The following is a 16,873-nucleotide window of genomic DNA, read 5'->3' on the forward strand; positions in this document are numbered from 1 at the left end:
TCGGGGAGATTCAGAAGGCTCGGGGAGATTCAGAAGGCCGGTACGCGGAGGGCGGCCAGCACCGGAAGGTGATCCGTCGCCGCCCTCAGATCGGCCTCGTCGAGGCCCGGCAGACCGTGCGGCACCCCGCAGCCGAGCACCTCGATGCCGCGCGTGGCGAAGATCGCGTCGATGCGCCGGCGCGGGTGCTCGGCGGGCGAGGTGTACTCGCCGCCCCAGGGCGCGACGGCCCGGCAGTCCTGGAGTTCCCCGGCCAGCAGCCGGAAACTCCGGCCGGTGGGGCGGTCGTTGAGGTCCCCGGCGACGATGGTGTGCGGCACGTCCATGGCCTTGAGCCGGTCGAGCGCCATCCCCGCCTGCGCGTGGCGCTCGGCGGACTGGAGGCTCAGATGGCAGCTGAGCAGCCCGATCCGGGCGCCCCCGATCCGTACCACCGCCGTCGCGAATCCCCGCCGGTGGAGGCCCGGGGTGAGCGGCAGCAGGATGTCCTCCGTCCGTTCGACCGTGGCGCGCAGCGAGCAGAGCAGCAGCGGTCCCGCCGCGGTGGCGCCGCCGCCGAGCACCACGAGATCGGTGTGCGCCGCCAGCCAGGCCGCTCGTTTGCGCCAGCGGAAGAAGCGCGGCGCTTCCTGGACGAGGACCAGATCGGGCGCACAGGCCCTGATCACCCGGGCCAGAGCCTCGTTGTCGTCGCGCATCGACCGGATGTTGTAGCTGAGCACCCGGATCACCGCCGAACCATCCGGCTCGGTACGGGAGTCGGGCAGCGTGGGCATCGCCATGCGGCCAAGATATCGGCAGGCGGGGACGGCCGTACACGCCGACACCAGGGGCCCCGGACATGACGGCGCCCGCCGCACCGATGACACGGTGGCGGCGGGCGCGATCGCGTCGCGTCAGCCCGCGGTCAGCCCTGCCGGGCCAGGTCCGCGGCTCCCACGAGCCCTGCCTCGCCGCCCAGTTGGGCCGCGAGCACCTGGGCGTGCGGGCGCCACTCGCCGCCGATCAGCCAGCGCCGGAAGGACTTGCGGATCGGGTCGAGGACCAGTTCGCCCTCGTCCGACACCCCGCCGCCGACGATGAACGCGGACGGGTCGAAGAGCGAGGCCAGATCGGCGAGACCGGCACCCGCCCAACGGGCCAGCTCACGGAAGGAGTCGATGGCGACGGGGTCACCGGCGCGGGCCGCCGCGCTGATGTGCCGGCCCTCGATGCCCTCCGGGGTGCCGTCGCCGAGACCGAGCAGCGTCGCGGCGTTCTCGGGCGTCGCGTTGGCGCGCTGCCTGGCGTACCGGACGAGAGCACGCCCTGACGCGTACTGCTCCCAGCAGCCCTGGCTGCCGCAACCGCACAGCAGTCCGTCGGGCACGACCCGGATGTGCCCGAACTCGGCGGCCACACCGAAGCGTCCGCGGCGCAGCTTGTTGCCGATGATGATGCCGCCGCCGAGCCCCGTGCCGAGCGTGATGCAGATGACGTCGTCATGGCCCTGCCCGGCGCCGAACCGGTACTCGCCCCAGGCGGCGGCGTTGGCGTCGTTCTCCACGACGACCGGCAGTCCGACCCGCTGCTCGACCTTGTCCTTGAGCGGTTCGTGACGCCAGTTGATGTTCGGCGCGAAGAGGACGGTCGCGCGCTTGTCGTCCACATAACCGGCGGCGCCGATGCCGACGGCCTCGATCTGGTGCCCCTCGCCGGCACCGGAGACCGCGGCGCAGATCGCGTCCACGATGCCTTCGGCGGTCGGCGGTGTGGGTACCTTGTGCGTTTCCAGGATGGTGCCCTCTTCGTCGACCACGCCGGCCGCGATCTTCGTGCCGCCGATGTCGACGCCGATGGTGAGTCCCATGTGTCCCTCAGTTTTCGGTCGAGCCCCGCTAGGCCGGACAGGGCCTAGGGCCAACCGTACCCGAGGGCGGGCACCGCCCCGGCCGCTCCGGCCAGGGACATCGCTGTCCGCCCGGTGGTCAGTCCAGGTCGATCCGGCCGTCCGGACCAGGTCCTTCGTCCCTCGGGTCGGTGGGATCGCCGGCCTTCTCCGTCTCCCGTGCGGGGCCGGCCGGCGGCGGCGTCCCCTGGGTCCAGCGGGCTTCCTGGGACTCGACGGCGGAGCGGTAGGCGGCGAGCAGTTCATTGCCCGCGGCGGCGAGATGGTCGAAGACTCCGGGGTTGCGCTCGATGACCGGCTCGACGGCGGCCTTGGCCTGGTTGATGAACTGCTGAACGGCGCCCTGCGCGGCCACGCCGAACAGCGGGCCGGGCAGCGAGGACACCTTGTCGGCGACGGCGTCGACCAGCTTGCGCAGTTCCTCGGTGGCGGAGCCTGGCTGCGGTCCGTAGGTGGCGCGGCGGCGCGCCTTCTCGGCCTCCAGATCCTCGGCGCATGCCGTGGCCCAGGCGTCCGAGTCGGCGGCGGGGCGCTCGGTGGCATCGCTCATGCGGCACTCCTGCGTCAGAGACAGGGTCTTCCGCCATGGGCAGCGGAAGGGTTCGTACCTTCGACCGTACCCGAACGGAGGTACGTCGTTCAGTGCGCGCGCGGCCACAGATCGGGGTCCGGGGTGAATCTCACCCGCAGCACACCGTCCGTGAGGGCCGCCCCGGTGACGGTGCAGCGGCGGAGCGCGGACGGCAGCGGAACGATCCGGCGGAACGGGCCGACGGTGAGCAGGAGTTCGTCGTCCCTGCGTACCAGCGCCAGTTCGCTCTTGACCGCGCCGGGCAGCGGCAGGCACCAGACGAGCAGATTCTCCTCGGCGAGCCGGTCCTCGACCGGCCAGGGGTCCGCGACGGGGGTCCCGGCGGCGCCCTCGGGCGCGCTGTCGAGCAGGGCGAGGTCGTCGAGACCGCGCGGGTCCCGGCCCAGATGACCCACCACATGGACGGGCGTCCCGGCCGGCCATGCCTCGTGCCACTCGTCGAGGCACTTGCGCTGCTGGGCGACGAGCGTCGCGAGCCAGGGGTCCGCGGCGTCGCCGGGCAGTATGCGGTTGGGTACGAGCGCGTCGACGCGCAGTCCGTGCAGCGCGATCCCGGCGCGGGCGGCGCGCAGGGCCTCGGCCGCCGCGGGACCGGGCTCGGCGACCAGCCGCAGGGTCGTCGCGGGGTCCTCGACGAGCGACTGGACGGCGGCCAGTTCGGCGTCCCACCGGGCGGCCGTCTCGTACAGCCACTGCGCGGGCATGGGTATCCCGGCGAGCTGGGCCATCACCGGGCGCAGCGCGCGGGCGGCCTGCCGCTCCTGGGGCAGCAGCCGGCGCAGATAGCGGCGCAGTTGCGCGGGCAGGGCGAGCAGGGCCAGGGCGTCCCGCAGCGGCGGCAGGTCGACGACGAGGACGTCCCAGTCGCCGGCCGCGGCCCGGCGCAGGGCGTGCAGCAGGGCGGACTGTTCGCTGCCCGGCAGCTCGGTGAGTTCCTCACCGGCCAGCTTGCGGGCGCCGAGGAGGTCGAGCACGGTGGCGGCCCGTTCCTGGAAGGCGAGCGTCTCCGTACGGAAGTGCACGCCCGGGTCGACGCGCGCGGCCCACAGGCCGTCCCGTACCGGAGCGGGGTCGTCCGGCGGGCCGGCCGGGGTTCCGAGGACATCGCCGAGCGGGTCGGCGGAGAGCAGCAGGACACGTCCGCCGCGCCGGGCGGCGGCGAGCGCGGTGGCGGCGGCGATGGTCGTACGACCCGCCCCGCCGGGGCCGGTGACGAGGACCGTACGCATCGGCGTCAGGCTCCGGGGACGGATTCGACGCGCTTCTTGAGGCCCGCGAGGGCCCGGTCGATGATGACCTTCTCGGCCTTGCGCTTGATCATGCCGAGCATCGGGATCTTGACGTCGACGGTCAGCCGGTAGGTGACCTCGGTGCCGGAGCCGGCCGGCGTCAGCAGGTACGAGCCGTCGAGGGCGCGCAGCATCTGGGACTTCACCAGTGTCCAGCTGACCTCGTTGTCGCCGGTCCAGGTGTAGGCGAGGGTGTGGTCGTCCTTGATCGCTCCGGCGTCCAGCACCAGCCTGACCTGCTCGGCACGGCCCCGGCTGTCGGTGGCCAGCACCTCGGCCTCCTTCACCTCGCCGGTCCACTCGGGGTAGCGGTCGAAGTCGGCGATCACGCCCATGACGTCGGCCGGTGCCGCCTCGATCGTGATGCTCGAACTGGTGTGTTCCGCCATCGCCGTGCTCCTCCGGTGCTGGGGCTGTCCCGGCTTCTGGATATGTGTGGTGCAGGCTATCGCGAGTGCGCCGGTCACCATTCCATGGCCCACGGCCGCCCGGTCGACGCGAAGTGCCCCACGTTCACGCACTCCGTGGCGCCGATACGCATCCGGCGGGCCAGCGGCTGATGGACATGCCCGAACAGGGAGTACCGCGGCTTCGTACGGCGGATCGCGTCCAGCAGCGCGGTGCTGCCGCGCTCGAAGCGGCGGGCGACCGTGTCGTACGTCAGCTCGGGCACGTCGGGCGGAATGTGCGAGCACAGCACATCCACCTCGCCGAGTGCCTCGACCTTGGCCGCGTACTCCTCGTCGGAGATCTCGTACGGGGTGCTCATGGGGGTACGCAGGCCGCCGCCGACGAAGCCGAAGACCCGGCCGCCCAGCTCCACCCGGTCACCGTCCAGCACGGTGGTGCCCGGCCGCGCGTACTCCGGCCAGAGGTCCGGGATATCGACATTGCCGTATGTCGCGTACGTCGGGGTGGGGAACGCCGCGAACAACTCGGCGTACTGGCGCCGTACGCCCTGCTCGATGGCGGTCCTCGGATCGAGCCCGGACTCCGCCCACAGCTCCCGGCCGAACCGCCGGGCCTCGTCGAAACGGCGGGCGGTGCGCAGCGCCACGATCCGGTCGGCGTTCCCGACGCCGAAGAGATCGGGGAAGATGCCGCGCGAGTGGTCCGCGTAGTCCAGAAAGAGAACGAGGTCACCGAGACAGATCAGGGCGTCGGCGCCGTCGCCCGCCTTCGCGAGATCCCGCGCGTTCCCATGGACATCACTGATCACATTGACTCGCATACCTCGCATGGCGATCACCCTAGAACCCCGATTGCGGCCCTGGTAGAGGGGCCGGACCTGCGGTTCCTTCCGCCCTGACCGCGGTGTCGGACGGGTTGGACTACTCTGCGCGAAGTACCGCACAGTACGTGTGACGCACGGAACATCTGGCCGGGACCCTCTATCGGTACGTCAGTACCGATGGGTAACGTCCGGGCAGTCCAGTCGTGCTCGCCCCACCGAGCACCTGCCCGATCTTGGACCGCAGCCGGCGCGCACAAAGCCGTGGCGCCGGCGCCCGATGAGGAGCAGCAGTCTTGCGCGAGTTCAGCCTTCCGGCCCTGTACGAGGTCCCCTCGGACGGCAACCTGACGGATCTCATCCGCCGCAATGCCGCGCAGCACCCCGATGTCGCGGTCCTCGGCCGCAAGGTGGCGGGCGCCTGGACGGACGTCACCGCCACCCAGTTCCTCGCCGAGGTACGGGCCGCCGCCAAGGGCCTGATCGCGGCCGGCATCCAGCCCGGCGACCGGGTCGCACTGATGTCCCGTACCCGCTTCGAATGGGTACAGCTCGACTTCGCGATCTGGAGCGCCGGCGGGGTCACCGTCCCGGTGTACGAGACCAGCTCGGCCGAGCAGGTGCAGTGGATCCTCGGCGACTCGGGCGCGGTCGCGGCGATCGTGGAGAGCCCGGAGCACACCGCGAAGGTGGAATCGGTACGGGACGGCCTCCCCGGTCTGCGCGACGTCTGGCAGATCGACAACGGCGCGATCGCGGAACTGACCGCCGCCGGCGCCGGGATCACGGACGCGACGGTCGACGAACGCGCCGCGACCGCGAAGGCCGACGACCCGGCGACCATCGTCTACACCTCGGGCACCACCGGCCGCCCCAAGGGCTGTGTGCTGACGCACCGCAGCTTCTTCGCGGAGTGCGGCAACGCGGTGGAACGCCTCAAACCCCTCTTCCGCACGGGCGAGTGCTCCGTACTGCTCTTCCTGCCCGCCGCGCATGTCTTCGGGCGGCTGGTCGAGGTGGCGGCCGTGATGGCACCGATCAAGCTCGGCTGCCTGCCCGACATCAAGAACCTCACCGACGACCTGGCGACCTTCCGGCCGACGCTGATCCTCGGCGTCCCGCGCGTCTTCGAGAAGGTCTACAACTCGGCCCGCGCCAAAGCGCGGGCGGACGGCAAGGGCCGGATCTTCGACAAGGCCGCGCACACGGCGATCGCGTACAGCCGCGCGCTGTCCACCCCGCAGGGCCCGTCCCTCGGGCTGAGGATCCGGCACAAGATCTTCGACAAACTCGTCTACGGCAAACTCCGGGCGGTCCTCGGCGGACGCGGCGAGTACGCGATCTCGGGCGGCGCCCCGCTGGGCGAGCGGCTGGGCCACTTCTACCGGGGCATCGGCTTCACGGTGCTGGAGGGCTACGGCCTCACCGAATCCTGCGCGGCGACGGCCTTCAACCCGTGGGACCGGCAGAAGATCGGCACGGTCGGCCAGCCCCTGCCGGGCTCCGTCATCCGCATCGCCGACGACGGAGAGGTCCTGCTCCACGGCGAGCACCTGTTCACGGGCTACTGGAACAACCCCGAGGCGACCTCCGAGGCCCTCGCGGACGGCTGGTTCCACACCGGCGACATCGGCACGCTCGACGAGGACGGCTACCTCGCGATCACCGGCCGCAAGAAGGAGATCCTGGTCACCGCGGGCGGCAAGAACGTCGCCCCGGCCGTCATCGAGGACCGCATCCGGGCGCACGCGCTGATCGCCGAGTGCATGGTCGTCGGCGACGGGCGCCCGTTCGTGGGCGCGCTGATCACCCTGGACGAGGAGTTCCTGACCCGCTGGGCCAAGGACCACGGCAAACCCTCCGACGCGACGGCGGCGACGCTGCGCCTGGACCCGGAGCTGCTGGCGGAGGTGCAGCGGGCGGTGGACGAGGGGAACGCGGCGGTGTCGAAGGCGGAGTCGGTACGGAAGTTCCGGGTGCTGACGCGGCAGTTCACGGAGGAGGCGGGGCATATCACGCCGTCGCTGAAGCTGAAGAGGAACGTGGTGGCCAAGGACTTCGCCGACGAAATCGAAGCGATTTATCAGGGCTGAGGGGGGTTCGTTTCGGCTGGGGCCGGTGGGTGTGTGCGGGTTGTCGCCGGGGTGCGCTCCGGGGCTCGCGCCCGGGACGGCATGATTTACGGCGCGCAGCTGGCCAGCGTTTAGACACTGGCGTTCGCGCGCCACAAATCACGCTTTAGTGTCCCGGACACGACCCCTGCGCGCCCCCCTTCACCGCCCGCACAGGCGGCCCGGGTCGGGCGCGGAGGCGAGCGGGCCCACCGGCGGGAGGGGGCCGGGGGTGTAGGAGGTGCGTGTCCGGACACTAAAGCGTGATTTGTGGCGCGCGGACGCCCGTCTTCCGACTGTGGCCAGGTGCGCCGTACGGGGGTCCGGGGGTGTCCCCCGGGAAAGCACAGCATGCCGTCCGGACATGTACCTCCGGAGCCCCCGGCCCCCGGCCGACGACGCACGCACCCGTACCCCGCACAGCGCAGCGCAGCGCACCGCCGGACGGCTAAAGCAACGACCTGAGCCGCGACGCCAGCAAGTCCCAGCGCCACTTCTCCTCCACCCAGTCCCGCCCCCGCTCCCCCATCCGCCGTCTCAGCTCCGGGTCCAGCAGCAGTGCCACCACCCGCTCCGCCGTCTCCGCCGAGGCGACCCCCGGCGGCCCCCCACGCACCACCCACCCCGTCTCGCCCTCCAGCACCGCGTCCGGCGCCCCGCCCGAGTCGCCCGCGATCACCGGGAGCCCCGTCGCCGACGCCTCCAGGTAGACGATCCCCAGGCCCTCGACGTCGAGGCCGCCGCGACGGGTGCGGCATGGCATCGCGAAGACGTCTCCCGCGCCGAAGTGGGCGGGCAGTTCCGACCAGGGGACGGCGCCGGTGAAGCGTACGGAGTCGGCCACGCCCGTGTCGGCCGCCAGCTTCCGCAGCGCCGCCTCGTACGGTCCGCCGCCCACGATCAGCAGCACCGTGTCCGGCACCCGCGCCAGGATCGCGGGCAGCGCGAGGATCAGCGTGTCCTGGCCCTTGCGCGGGACCAGCCGGGAGACGCAGACCACGACGGGCCGGTCCGCGAGGCCGAGCCGTTCGCGGACGGCCTGGCCGCCCGAGCCCGGGTGGAAGGTCTTGTCGTCGACGCCGGGCGGCAGTTGGACCATGCGCGCCGCCGCCTCCGGGGTGAGCGCGGCGGCGATGCGCGAGCGCGTGTACTCGCCGAGGTAGGTGATCGTGTCCGTACCTTCGCCGATACGGCGCAGCAGTTGCCGGGAGGCGGGCAGCTGGGCCCAGCCGGCCTCGTGGCCGTGTGTGGTGGCGACCAGACGCCGTGCGCCGGCCGCGCGCAGGGCGGGGGCCATCAGGCCGAGCGGGGCCGCCGCGCCGAACCAGACCGACTCGCAGCCGTGCTCGCGCAGCAGCCGGGTGGCTCTGCGGGTGACGCGCGGGGTCGGCAGCAGCATCGTCGTACGGTCGCGCACGACGGTGAACGGCTGCTCCGCGTCGAACGCCGCCGTCGCCTCCGCGCCCTCGCGCCCGCGCTTCCACGTGGACGCGTAGACGACGACCCGCTCGGGGTCCAGCCGGAGCGCCATGTTGTGCAGGAACGCCTGGATGCCACCGGGCCTGGGCGGAAAGTCATTGGTCACGATCAATGTCTTGTGCATCGCCGCAGACAGTACCCAACGCACCGGCGGCCCCGCCTCGTGGCTCCCGCACAGCCCCGCCCGGCATCATGACTCCCGCGAGCACGTACGAGTCGGACGAGGATGAGGCGGTCATGACGGGCGCGCACGGCACACGGTTCCCGGTCGCGGTGTGGGCCCTCACCAGGGCGGCGCTGCTGCTCTGCGTCTTCAAGGTCATCACGCTGCCGGGGCCAGACGTCACCGGGGACGTCGCGGTGATCTACCACGGCTGGTACGAGGTGCTGAAGACCGGCACGTACCCGCTGGACGATGTGACCTGGCAGTATCCGCCGGCCGCGGCGCTGGCGATCGTCTCGCCCGCGGTGCTGCCGTTCCTCGGCTACGCCTCCGCCTTCTTCGTGCTGGCGCTGCTCTGTGACGCGCTGGCGTTCGGTCTGCTGCTGTACGCGGGCAGGCGGACGGGCCGGTCCATACGTGGTGCGTGGGTATGGGTGGTGGGGGTGCCGCTGCTGGGTCCGACGGCGTACGCGCGCTATGACCTGATGGTGACGGCGGTGGCGGTCGCGGCCCTGCTCGCCGGGGTGCGCCGGCCGCGGCTGCTGGGGGCGCTCGCCGGGTTCGGCGCGCTGCTGAAGGTGTGGCCGGTCCTGCTGCTGGTGGGCACCCCGCGCGGCCGGGCCACCCGGCGGTCCTGGGCGACGGCCGCGGCGGTGGCGGCCCTGCTGGTGGTGGTCTGTTCCCTCGCGATGCCCGGGGCGCTGGCGTTCCTCACCTTCCAGCGTGACCGGGGCACGGAGATCGAGTCGCTGGGCGCGCTGGTCTTCCAGGTGGCGAGGCATTACGGCTGGAACGGGAGCGTGCTGCTCAACTACGGCTCCGTGGAGTTCGTCGGGCCGTATGTCGCGCTGGTCAGCAACGCCGCGCTGGCGCTGACCGTGCTGGCCTTCGGCTGGCTGCTGGTGTGGCGGCTGAGGGCGCGCGAGTTCAGCGCGGGCACGCCGTACGACGCGGCGTTCGCGGCCGTGCTGCTGTTCACCACCACGAGCCGGGTGATCAGTCCGCAGTACATGCTCTGGCTGGTCGGTCTGGCGGCCGTCTGTCTGACGCTACGGGCGAGCCGGATGGCCCTGCCCGCGCGGCTGGTGGTGGCCGCGACCGGCGTGACGCTGCTCGAATTCCCGCTGCTGTTCTCGCATGTGGTGGCCGGTGACCCCTTGGGGATCCTGCTGCTGGCCGTACGGAACGGGCTGCTGGTCGCGGCGACCCTGACCGCGTGTGTGCGGCTGTGGCGGGACACGGTCTCCGGGCCCCGGCGCGACAGGGACGCGCTCGCGGTCAGGCCAGACGCTGACGCAGAAAGTCGCGCCAGCGCGCGGTGAGGTTCTCCGGCGTGGTGGAGAGCACGTCGTGCGCCGCCTTCTCCACCGCCCCCGCGCGCCCCGGGTGCGCGCCGACCGCCCGGTAGAAGTCGGTCAGCCGCCGCTCGCCCCAGTCCCGGGCGATCAGTTCGCAGGCCAGCCAGCCGCCCTCGTAGGAGCGGGCCAGCCGGTCGGCGTCGCCGCCGAAGGCGAAGTCCTGGTCGGTCGGCAGCCCGGCGGGCGTCTCCCCTCGGCGTACGGCGCGCTGGAGTTCGGGGGCGATCTCGCCGGCCGTCCGGTCCGTACGCCGGTACGCGACCCAGTCGGCGAAGCCCTCCGAGAGCCAGGCCGGGGTGGCGGCCGAGGTGGCGGCGCGGGTCGCGACATGGGTGGTCTCGTGGGTGAGGACGATCCGCTGTCCGTAGGCGCTCAGGGCGCCGTACGCCTCGGGATTCACCACGATCCGGTCGGCGGGCGCCGCGCCGGGGGAGCCGACCTCGCCGGTGGTGACCGCCGCGATGCCGCGGTATCCGGCGGCGGGCGCCCCCAGCAGTCCGGCCATGGATTCCAGGGAGTCCGGTACGAGCAGCACCACCCGGCGCGCCCACGGGCCCGGCCAGGCGCCGTCCACGGCGGGTACGGCCCGGTCGGCGGCGGCCGCGATCCCCCGCAGCCGCGCGGCGGCGGCTTCTCCGGCCCCGACGCCGAGGACGAGGCTGTGGGCGCCGCGTACGGCTCGTACCTCGCCCTGCTGCCAGAGCTGTGGGGAGCCGCCCGCGCCCGGCCGGTCCCCGGTCACGTACCAGCGTCCCCCGCTCTCCTCCAGCGTCAGCGTGCGCGGGGTGGAGACGGGCGCGGTGTCGTAGCCGGCGAGGCGGTAGCGCAGTTCGGTCTGGACGGTGGCCCGGCCGCCGGTCCGGTCGATGCCGGTGAGGTGGTACGTCCAGGAGCCGAGCGGCACGTCCGCGAGGTTCTCGAACTCCTCGCGCGCGGTGGCGCGCAGGGTGCGCGCGGAGGGGGCGAGGACGGCGAGATACGCGTCCTCGTCCCGGTCCAGCACGGCCGCGGCCCGGCGCTCCAGGGTCCGCCCGATCGCGTCGGTGGCGGTGTCCGTGGTCTTCTCGGGGGCGGTGCAGCCCGCCGCCAGCAGCAGCGCGACGAGCCACGGCACGGCCGTACGTCCCCACGCGCCGTGCCGTCCTGCCGCGGTACGCGCCCGACCTGCCACGCCGCCGATCGTACGGGGTGGCGGGTCCGGATCAGACGCGTGTGACCGACGAGACCGGCATCATGCCGACGGGGTCGTAGCGCACCGAGGCTCCCGGGTACGGGGCGTGGATCACCTGGCCGTTGCCCACGTACATGCCGATGTGGCTGGCGTCGTCGCGGTACGCCACGAGGTCACCGGGGCGCGCGGCGGAGAGCGGGACCTGCCGGCCCGCGTAGCGCTGCGCCTGGGAGGTGCGCGGGAGTCCGACGCCCGCCTGCGCGTACGACCACTGGGTGAGCCCGGAACAGTCGAAGCCCGAGGGCCCGTTGGCGCCCCAGACGTAGGGCCGGCCCACCGCGTTCTGGGCGGCGCGTACCGCCGCGGCGGCGCGTGCCGAGGCCGGCGCGCCGCCCAGGAGCGCGGAGCCCTCGCCGCGGTCGGAGCGGGAGGCCCGGTCGTAGGAGTCGCGGTCGGCGGTGGGCAGCGAGTCGAGCAGCCGCCGCGCCTCGGCGAGTTTGCGCTCGACGGTGCGCTTGTGCCGGGATACGGCGGCCCGGCTGCGCTCCAGCTCGGTGAGGTCGTGGGCGGCTTCCATACGCACCTGTCCCAGCCTCCGCTGGGCCTGCTGGAGTTCTCTCAGGGTGCCGGACTGGCGGGCGCCGACCCGGTCCAGGACGGAGGCCTTGTCGAGATAGCTGTCGGGGTCGGAGGAGAGCAGCAGGGCGAGGGCGGGATCGATACCGCCCGAGCGGTACTGGGCGCCGGCGAGCGAACCGAGCGCCCCGCGCATCGTGTTGACGCGCTCCTGGCCACGGGCGGCGCTGTCCTGGGCCCGGTCGACCAGGCCGCGCAGCCGTCCCGCCTGTTCGTTGGCCTTGTTGTACAACTCGGTGGCCTTCTCGGCCTGTTCAAACAGCCGGTCGACCTTGGCGCGGGTGGCCTCCGGCGTCTGCTGCGGGTCGGCGCCCGCGGGGGCGGCTCCGAGCGCAGCCGCTGCCGTGGCCGCCGCGGCGGACACTGCGATGGCGCTGCCGCGGGCGCCGAGGCCCAGGCCGGGCTGTGAGGGGCGGCGATGGGACACCACAGGAAGCCGCACTTCCTTCCGCTGTACGCACTGACGCAGCCCCTGCCGCCCGACGGGCGGACCGCTGGCCGGAGCTGCGCGCAGCAGACAGTAGCCGTGCGACCACGGAGCGACCAACGACCGCCCCGGGCACACAAAGCGGCGCCCCGCCGGAGACCACAAGGTCATCGGCGGGGCGCGGCGTCAGCGTACGTAGCGTGAATTCGCCCGAATGGGCGGGTGTCAGCGCCCGTCAGACCATCCGGACACCGAACTGGAAGGGCATGTTGTTGATGGACTCGTAGCGGACGTTGGCACCGGGCTTGGGGGCGTGCAGCACTTGGCCGTTGCCCGCGTAGAAGCCGACGTGGTGCAGGTCGCCGTAGAAGATGACCAGGTCGCCCTGCTTGAGCTGGCTCATGCCGATGCGCGTACCGGCGCTGGCCTGGGCCTGGGAGGTACGGGGTATGGCGGCGCCGGCCTGCGCGTACGCCCAGGAGGTCAGTCCGGAGCAGTCGAACGAGCTGGGGCCGCTGGCGCCGTAGACGTACGGGGTGCCGATCTTGCTCTGGGCGGCGGCGAACGCGGCGGCGGCGACCTGCGAAGAGGGCACGGAGTTGCCGAGGTCGGCGCGCGAGGAGGTGCCGCCGTCGCGGCTGGCGCGGGACTCCTCCTCCTTGGCGAGCGCGGCGCGCTCCTGCGCGGTGAGCGTGTTGAGCAGCTTCTGCGCCTCGGCGAGCTTGGCCCGGACCTCGTCCTTCTTCTCGCCGAGCTGCTTACGGGTGTCCGCGAGGTCCTTGACCTTGGTCTGGGCCTCCTGGCGCTGCTGCGCGAGGTTCCGCTGCTTGGACTGGATCTGCTGGAGCGTGTCGGCCTGCTTGGCGCTGACCTGGTCGAGCGTGGACGCCTTCTCCAGGTAGCTGTCCGGGTCCGAGGAGAGGAACAGCTGGACGGCGGGGTCGATGCCGCCGGTGCGGTACTGGGCGCTGGCCATCGAACCGAGGCCGTCGCGCAGGTCGTTGAGCTCGTCCTGGCCGCGGGCGACCTTGTCCTGGAGGGCTTCGACCTGCTTTTCGAGCTTGCCCTGCGTCTCCTTGGCCCCGTTGTACTTCTCGGTGGCCTTCTCCGCGTCCTCGTAGAGCTTGTCGACCTTCTCCTTGACGTCTTCCTTGCTCGGCTTCGGCTCGGCGGCCTGTGCGGCCTGGGAGCTGAGAGCAACCGCGGCGGCGGCGGTAGCGGTGAGCACGGTCACACGGGCGCGGCTCGGCTGCTTGGGTCGACGGTGGGACGCCACGGAGGCGAGCTCCTTCTTCCTCAGCCGCCTACCGGGCCATGGGGACGTGACGTCCCGGCTTCCTGCGTCCATCCCTCCAGCGAACTGGACCGAAACGGGCTGAACTGCATGAAATCGGCGGTCCCTTCGCTGCCACCCCGGATGGATGATCAACCGCGCGAAGGTTCGAGGCCTGACCTTAGTGACCTCCTCGTGATCAGTTCAAATCCTTCCAAGGAAAAACTCCGTCGGGACGCACATAATTTACAGACACCGCACAGGCAGTCATGGACATTTGACGCTGCGCTCCGACAATGAGCGATCAATTCGGTCATTGTTCGCATGACTTGACCAGTGCCGCGATCGGCGCGCGATCGGTATCAGACGCGCGAAAGCCGCTTCAGCAGCAAGGCGGACGCGACCGGCCTGGCACCGGCCTTGGCGACCCCGTCCGCGACCTCCCGGTCGGTGGAGACGACCACCACGGGCCGGCCCGGCGGCTCGGCCCTGACGAGCTGGCGGATCAACTCGTCCGCCGTCACGCCCGGTTTGGAGAACAGCACCCGCACCCCGCGCGGCGGGGCGAGCAGCACCGGCGCCGCCAGCTCCGCGCCGTCGAAGACACAGGTCATCTCGGCGCCCGTCTGCGCCGCGAGCATGGCGAGCCCGCCCAGCAGCCGCAGCCGCTGCTTCTCCAGCGGCATCGTCGGATAGCCGGTCTTGGTGACGTTGTAGCCGTCCACGATCAGATGCGCCTGCGGCAGCGCGAGCAACTGGTCGAGCAGCGCCGGATCCGTCTCGGAGAGCGCGCGGGCCGCCACGTCCTTGGGCGACATCCGGCCGGGCTCCACCGCGTCGACCGTGTCCGCGGGACGGGCGGCGGCGGGCGGCAGCGCCAGTTCGCGCCGTAGCCCCTGCGCCGACTCCAGCACCGTGTCCAGCAGCAGCCGCAGCCGCATGTCCTCCACCGAGCGGCCCTCACGGGCGGCCCGGCGGCTCGCCTCGACGGACGCCTCCGCCTCGGCGAGACGCGCCCTGATCCGGCGCGTCTCGCTCTCCGCGGCCGAGACCTGCGCCGCCGACTCGGCCCGGAACGCCTCGGACTCCGCGTGCGCGCGGCGCAGCGCGGCCTCGCCCCGCTTCACATCGCTCTGGGCGCTGCGCAGCTTGCGATGGAGCGATTCGGCCTCCTTGCGGGCCGCCTCCAGCTCCGTACGCAGCCGTTCGGTCTCGCTCTTCGTCAGCGCCCGTGCGACGGCCAGCTCCTCACGGAGCCGCTCCAGCTCCCGCCGGGTCTCCGCGCCGGCCCGCTCGGCGTCCGCCCGCTGGGCCTCCTCGCCCGCGGCGGCCACCAGCTTCACCCACCCCGGCGGTCTGAGGACATACGCGGCGGCGGCGACATCGACGGGATCGGCCGCGGCGGGGGGCGAGCCCGCTTCCAGGGCCGAGGCCAGCTCGGGCTGGGAGTGACTGATCCGCTCCCCGATCCGCTGCCGGAACACCGGATCGCTCTCCAGGGCGGCGGCCATCGCGTTCCCCGCGAACTTCGCCCGTCTGTTCGGGGTGAACCGGGCGTACTGCCGCAATTGCGCGGGGAGTTCGGTGACGGTCAGCCCGCCGAAGGCGTCGGAGACCAGCGCGACGACCCGGCGCCGTACCCCGTCCGGGAGCGGGCGGTCGAGCGCCTCCGCGGCGTCACCGCCGGCCGCGCCGGCCGGCTCAGCACCGCTCGCGGGCTGCTCCACGATCCGTCACCCCATCTACCCCTTTCGGGCGGCTCCCTCAGGAACCGGTCCCCGGCCTGTCCACCAGCTCGATCTGGTCCACGGCGTTGCACCAGCGGCACCGCACCGACTCGATGGTCTCACTGACCACCTCGCGCTCCTCGACCTTCGGCTCCCCGGCCAGGTCCAGATGGACGTACTCCACGGTCTTCGACGAGCGGGTCACATCGAAGCGCGTGAGATTGCCGCACAGCGTGCAGCGCCATCGGGTAGCGGCCGTCGGCTGGGGAACCGTCGTCATCGTCGCCGTCCTCTTTTCGCAGTTTCCGTCGTCCCTCGTGCGGTGTCCCGCGGTGTTCCGTCGGAGCGCGGATATGCCGGAACACGTTGTGATGCCAGCAACCCTACGGCCTGGCGGCCACTCCAGGGGGCGGCGAGGCGCTCTGTACCAGTCGGTCCCGGTAGGCGATGCTCTGTCCATGATCAAGTGGCGGACGGCGGCCGACGGCCCGGTCGTGACGTATGGACTGATCGGCCTCTGCTGTCTGGCCTTCCTGGTCAGCCCGCTGTCGGGGTTCAATCCGGGGTACGGGAAGGGGGACACGCTCCTCGCGACCCAGAGCGCGTATTTCGAACGGTGGGGCGTCATCCCGGTCAATCTGATGCACGGCACCGCGCACGCCCTGCTCACCCCGCTGACCGCGCTCTTCGTCCACGGCAGCTGGCTGCATCTGCTGGGGAACATGCTCTTTCTGTATGTCTTCGGGGCGATGGCCGAAGAGCGGATGGGCCGGGCGCGGTTCGCGCTCTTCTATCTCGCCACCGGCTACTTCGCGCTGTTCGTGTACGCGGCGGCCAACGCCGACTCGGACCAGACGCTGGTGGGGGCCTCGGGCGCGATCTCGGGGGTGCTCGGCGCGTTCCTCTATCTCTTCCCCAGAGCCCGGGTCACCAGCCTCTTCCCGTTCCTTCTCTTCCTGCCGCTGCGCTTCCCCGCCTGGATCGTGCTGATCTTCTGGTTCGTGCTCCAGTGGGTGGCGGCGCACGGCGCGGACGCCGGCCCCGGGGTCGCCTATCTCGCGCACCTGGTGGGGTTCGGCGCGGGCTTCCTCTACGCCTGGGTGCGGTACTGGCGTACCGATAGAGTGAAAGACCAAACCGCGGCCACCGAGGGAGAACGCCAACCGTGATCACCGCGATCGTGCTCATCAAGACCAGCGTCGACCGGATCCCCGAGATCGCGGAGTCGATCGCGGCCCTCGACAGCGTCAGCGAGGTCTTCTCGGTCACCGGTACGTACGACCTGATCGCCATGGTCCGGGTCCCCAAGCACGACGATCTGGCCGATGTGATCCCCGGCCGGATCAGCAAGATCGAGGGCGTCGAGGCCACGGACACGCATGTGGCGTTCCGTACCTACTCGCAGCACGACCTCGAAGCCGCCTTCGCCATCGGGCTCGACGCGTAGGGCCTGTCCGGCCGCCGTCAGTGCACGGCGTCGGCGGCAGAGGGTGCGCGGCGTGCGCGGATGAAGAAATCCTCATCCGGC

General features: G+C 72.1%; 16 protein-coding genes. 4 read left to right on the forward strand and 12 right to left on the reverse strand.

Annotation, left to right across the window (positions count from 1 at the left end; all coding sequences use genetic code 11):
- Positions 1-29: 29 nt before the first annotated feature.
- From ACFRKB_RS03285 to ACFRKB_RS03310, 6 genes are all read right to left on the reverse strand, one after another.
- Positions 30-782 carry an endonuclease/exonuclease/phosphatase family protein gene (locus ACFRKB_RS03285; protein WP_383102878.1) on the reverse strand — a complete coding sequence of 251 codons (753 nt, stop codon included), beginning with the start codon at positions 780-782 and terminating at the stop codon, positions 30-32.
- A gap of 125 nt (positions 783-907) precedes the next feature.
- Positions 908-1,849: an ROK family glucokinase gene (locus ACFRKB_RS03290; protein ID WP_365977899.1), complete on the reverse strand. Its 942-nt coding sequence runs from the start codon at positions 1,847-1,849 to the stop codon at positions 908-910.
- Between the two features lie 118 nt (positions 1,850-1,967).
- A complete protein-coding gene (locus ACFRKB_RS03295) occupies positions 1,968-2,438 on the reverse strand; it encodes a DUF5304 domain-containing protein (RefSeq protein ID WP_383102880.1) in 471 nt (156 codons plus the stop codon).
- An 89-nt stretch (positions 2,439-2,527) separates the two neighbouring features.
- Positions 2,528-3,709 (reverse strand): ArsA family ATPase, encoded by a 1,182-nt coding sequence (locus ACFRKB_RS03300; protein WP_383102882.1) that lies wholly within the window; start codon positions 3,707-3,709, stop codon positions 2,528-2,530.
- A gap of 5 nt (positions 3,710-3,714) precedes the next feature.
- Positions 3,715-4,158, reverse strand: a complete 444-nt coding sequence (locus ACFRKB_RS03305; protein ID WP_030355401.1) for an SRPBCC family protein — start codon at positions 4,156-4,158, stop codon at positions 3,715-3,717.
- Positions 4,159-4,232: 74 nt separating this feature from the next.
- Positions 4,233-5,000 (reverse strand): metallophosphoesterase family protein, encoded by a 768-nt coding sequence (locus ACFRKB_RS03310; RefSeq protein ID WP_383103271.1) that lies wholly within the window; start codon positions 4,998-5,000, stop codon positions 4,233-4,235.
- 296 nt (positions 5,001-5,296) lie between these two features.
- Between ACFRKB_RS03310 and ACFRKB_RS03315 the strand changes: the two genes are divergently transcribed.
- Positions 5,297-7,093 (forward strand): AMP-dependent synthetase/ligase, encoded by a 1,797-nt coding sequence (locus tag ACFRKB_RS03315; protein ID WP_383102884.1) that lies wholly within the window; start codon positions 5,297-5,299, stop codon positions 7,091-7,093.
- Between the two features lie 466 nt (positions 7,094-7,559).
- Here the strand turns inward: ACFRKB_RS03315 and ACFRKB_RS03320 are convergent, their stop codons facing one another.
- The gene (locus tag ACFRKB_RS03320) at positions 7,560-8,714 is read right to left on the reverse strand and encodes a glycosyltransferase family 4 protein (RefSeq protein ID WP_383102885.1); all 1,155 of its coding nucleotides are present in this window, start codon (positions 8,712-8,714) and stop codon (positions 7,560-7,562) included.
- A gap of 113 nt (positions 8,715-8,827) precedes the next feature.
- Between ACFRKB_RS03320 and ACFRKB_RS03325 the strand changes: the two genes are divergently transcribed.
- Positions 8,828-10,075, forward strand: coding sequence for a glycosyltransferase 87 family protein (locus tag ACFRKB_RS03325; RefSeq protein ID WP_383103273.1), 1,248 nt, complete (start codon positions 8,828-8,830; stop codon positions 10,073-10,075).
- Here ACFRKB_RS03325 and ACFRKB_RS03330 read toward each other — a convergent pair.
- The 5 genes from ACFRKB_RS03330 to ACFRKB_RS03350 form a co-directional block, all read right to left on the reverse strand.
- The gene (locus ACFRKB_RS03330) at positions 10,032-11,282 is read right to left on the reverse strand and encodes a hypothetical protein (RefSeq protein WP_383102887.1); all 1,251 of its coding nucleotides are present in this window, start codon (positions 11,280-11,282) and stop codon (positions 10,032-10,034) included. The two genes, ACFRKB_RS03325 and ACFRKB_RS03330, sit on opposite strands and share 44 nt — an antisense overlap.
- A 31-nt stretch (positions 11,283-11,313) precedes the next feature.
- A complete protein-coding gene (locus ACFRKB_RS03335) occupies positions 11,314-12,348 on the reverse strand; it encodes a C40 family peptidase (RefSeq protein ID WP_383102889.1) in 1,035 nt (344 codons plus the stop codon).
- A 232-nt stretch (positions 12,349-12,580) separates the two neighbouring features.
- Positions 12,581-13,621, reverse strand: coding sequence for a C40 family peptidase (locus tag ACFRKB_RS03340; RefSeq protein ID WP_383102891.1), 1,041 nt, complete (start codon positions 13,619-13,621; stop codon positions 12,581-12,583).
- Between the two features lie 359 nt (positions 13,622-13,980).
- Positions 13,981-15,345: an NYN domain-containing protein gene (locus tag ACFRKB_RS03345; RefSeq protein WP_365977871.1), complete on the reverse strand. Its 1,365-nt coding sequence runs from the start codon at positions 15,343-15,345 to the stop codon at positions 13,981-13,983.
- A gap of 37 nt (positions 15,346-15,382) precedes the next feature.
- Complete coding sequence (locus ACFRKB_RS03350) at positions 15,383-15,625, reverse strand: hypothetical protein (RefSeq protein ID WP_383102893.1); 243 nt, start codon at positions 15,623-15,625, stop codon at positions 15,383-15,385.
- Positions 15,626-15,803: 178 nt separating this feature from the next.
- On the opposite strand from ACFRKB_RS03350, the gene ACFRKB_RS03355 reads away from it, so the two are divergent.
- Positions 15,804-16,514: a rhomboid family intramembrane serine protease gene (locus ACFRKB_RS03355; protein WP_383102895.1), complete on the forward strand. Its 711-nt coding sequence runs from the start codon at positions 15,804-15,806 to the stop codon at positions 16,512-16,514.
- The gene (locus ACFRKB_RS03360; protein WP_030355412.1) at positions 16,511-16,792 is read left to right on the forward strand and encodes an Lrp/AsnC family transcriptional regulator; all 282 of its coding nucleotides are present in this window, start codon (positions 16,511-16,513) and stop codon (positions 16,790-16,792) included. The genes ACFRKB_RS03355 and ACFRKB_RS03360 overlap by 4 nt, the downstream gene beginning before the upstream one ends.
- Positions 16,793-16,873 lie beyond the last annotated feature (81 nt).

Source organism: Streptomyces scopuliridis (genome assembly GCF_042790125.1).
Classification (GTDB): Bacteria; Actinomycetota; Actinomycetes; order Streptomycetales; family Streptomycetaceae; genus Streptomyces; species Streptomyces scopuliridis_A.

Bases quoted from the DNA above. Each gene is read 5' to 3' on its own strand.
- ACFRKB_RS03285 (WP_383102878.1), bottom strand. From the start codon at position 782: ATGGCGATGCCCACGCTGCCCGACTCCCGTACCGAGCCGGATGGTTCG.
- ACFRKB_RS03290 (WP_365977899.1), bottom strand. From the start codon at position 1,849: ATGGGACTCACCATCGGCGTCGACATCGGCGGCACGAAGATCGCGGCC.
- ACFRKB_RS03295 (WP_383102880.1), bottom strand. From the start codon at position 2,438: ATGAGCGATGCCACCGAGCGCCCCGCCGCCGACTCGGACGCCTGGGCC.
- ACFRKB_RS03300 (WP_383102882.1), bottom strand. From the start codon at position 3,709: ATGCGTACGGTCCTCGTCACCGGCCCCGGCGGGGCGGGTCGTACGACC.
- ACFRKB_RS03305 (WP_030355401.1), bottom strand. From the start codon at position 4,158: ATGGCGGAACACACCAGTTCGAGCATCACGATCGAGGCGGCACCGGCC.
- ACFRKB_RS03310 (WP_383103271.1), bottom strand. From the start codon at position 5,000: ATGCGAGTCAATGTGATCAGTGATGTCCATGGGAACGCGCGGGATCTC.
- ACFRKB_RS03320 (WP_383102885.1), bottom strand. From the start codon at position 8,714: ATGCACAAGACATTGATCGTGACCAATGACTTTCCGCCCAGGCCCGGT.
- ACFRKB_RS03325 (WP_383103273.1), top strand. From the start codon at position 8,828: ATGACGGGCGCGCACGGCACACGGTTCCCGGTCGCGGTGTGGGCCCTC.
- ACFRKB_RS03350 (WP_383102893.1), bottom strand. From the start codon at position 15,625: ATGACGACGGTTCCCCAGCCGACGGCCGCTACCCGATGGCGCTGCACG.
- ACFRKB_RS03355 (WP_383102895.1), top strand. From the start codon at position 15,804: ATGATCAAGTGGCGGACGGCGGCCGACGGCCCGGTCGTGACGTATGGA.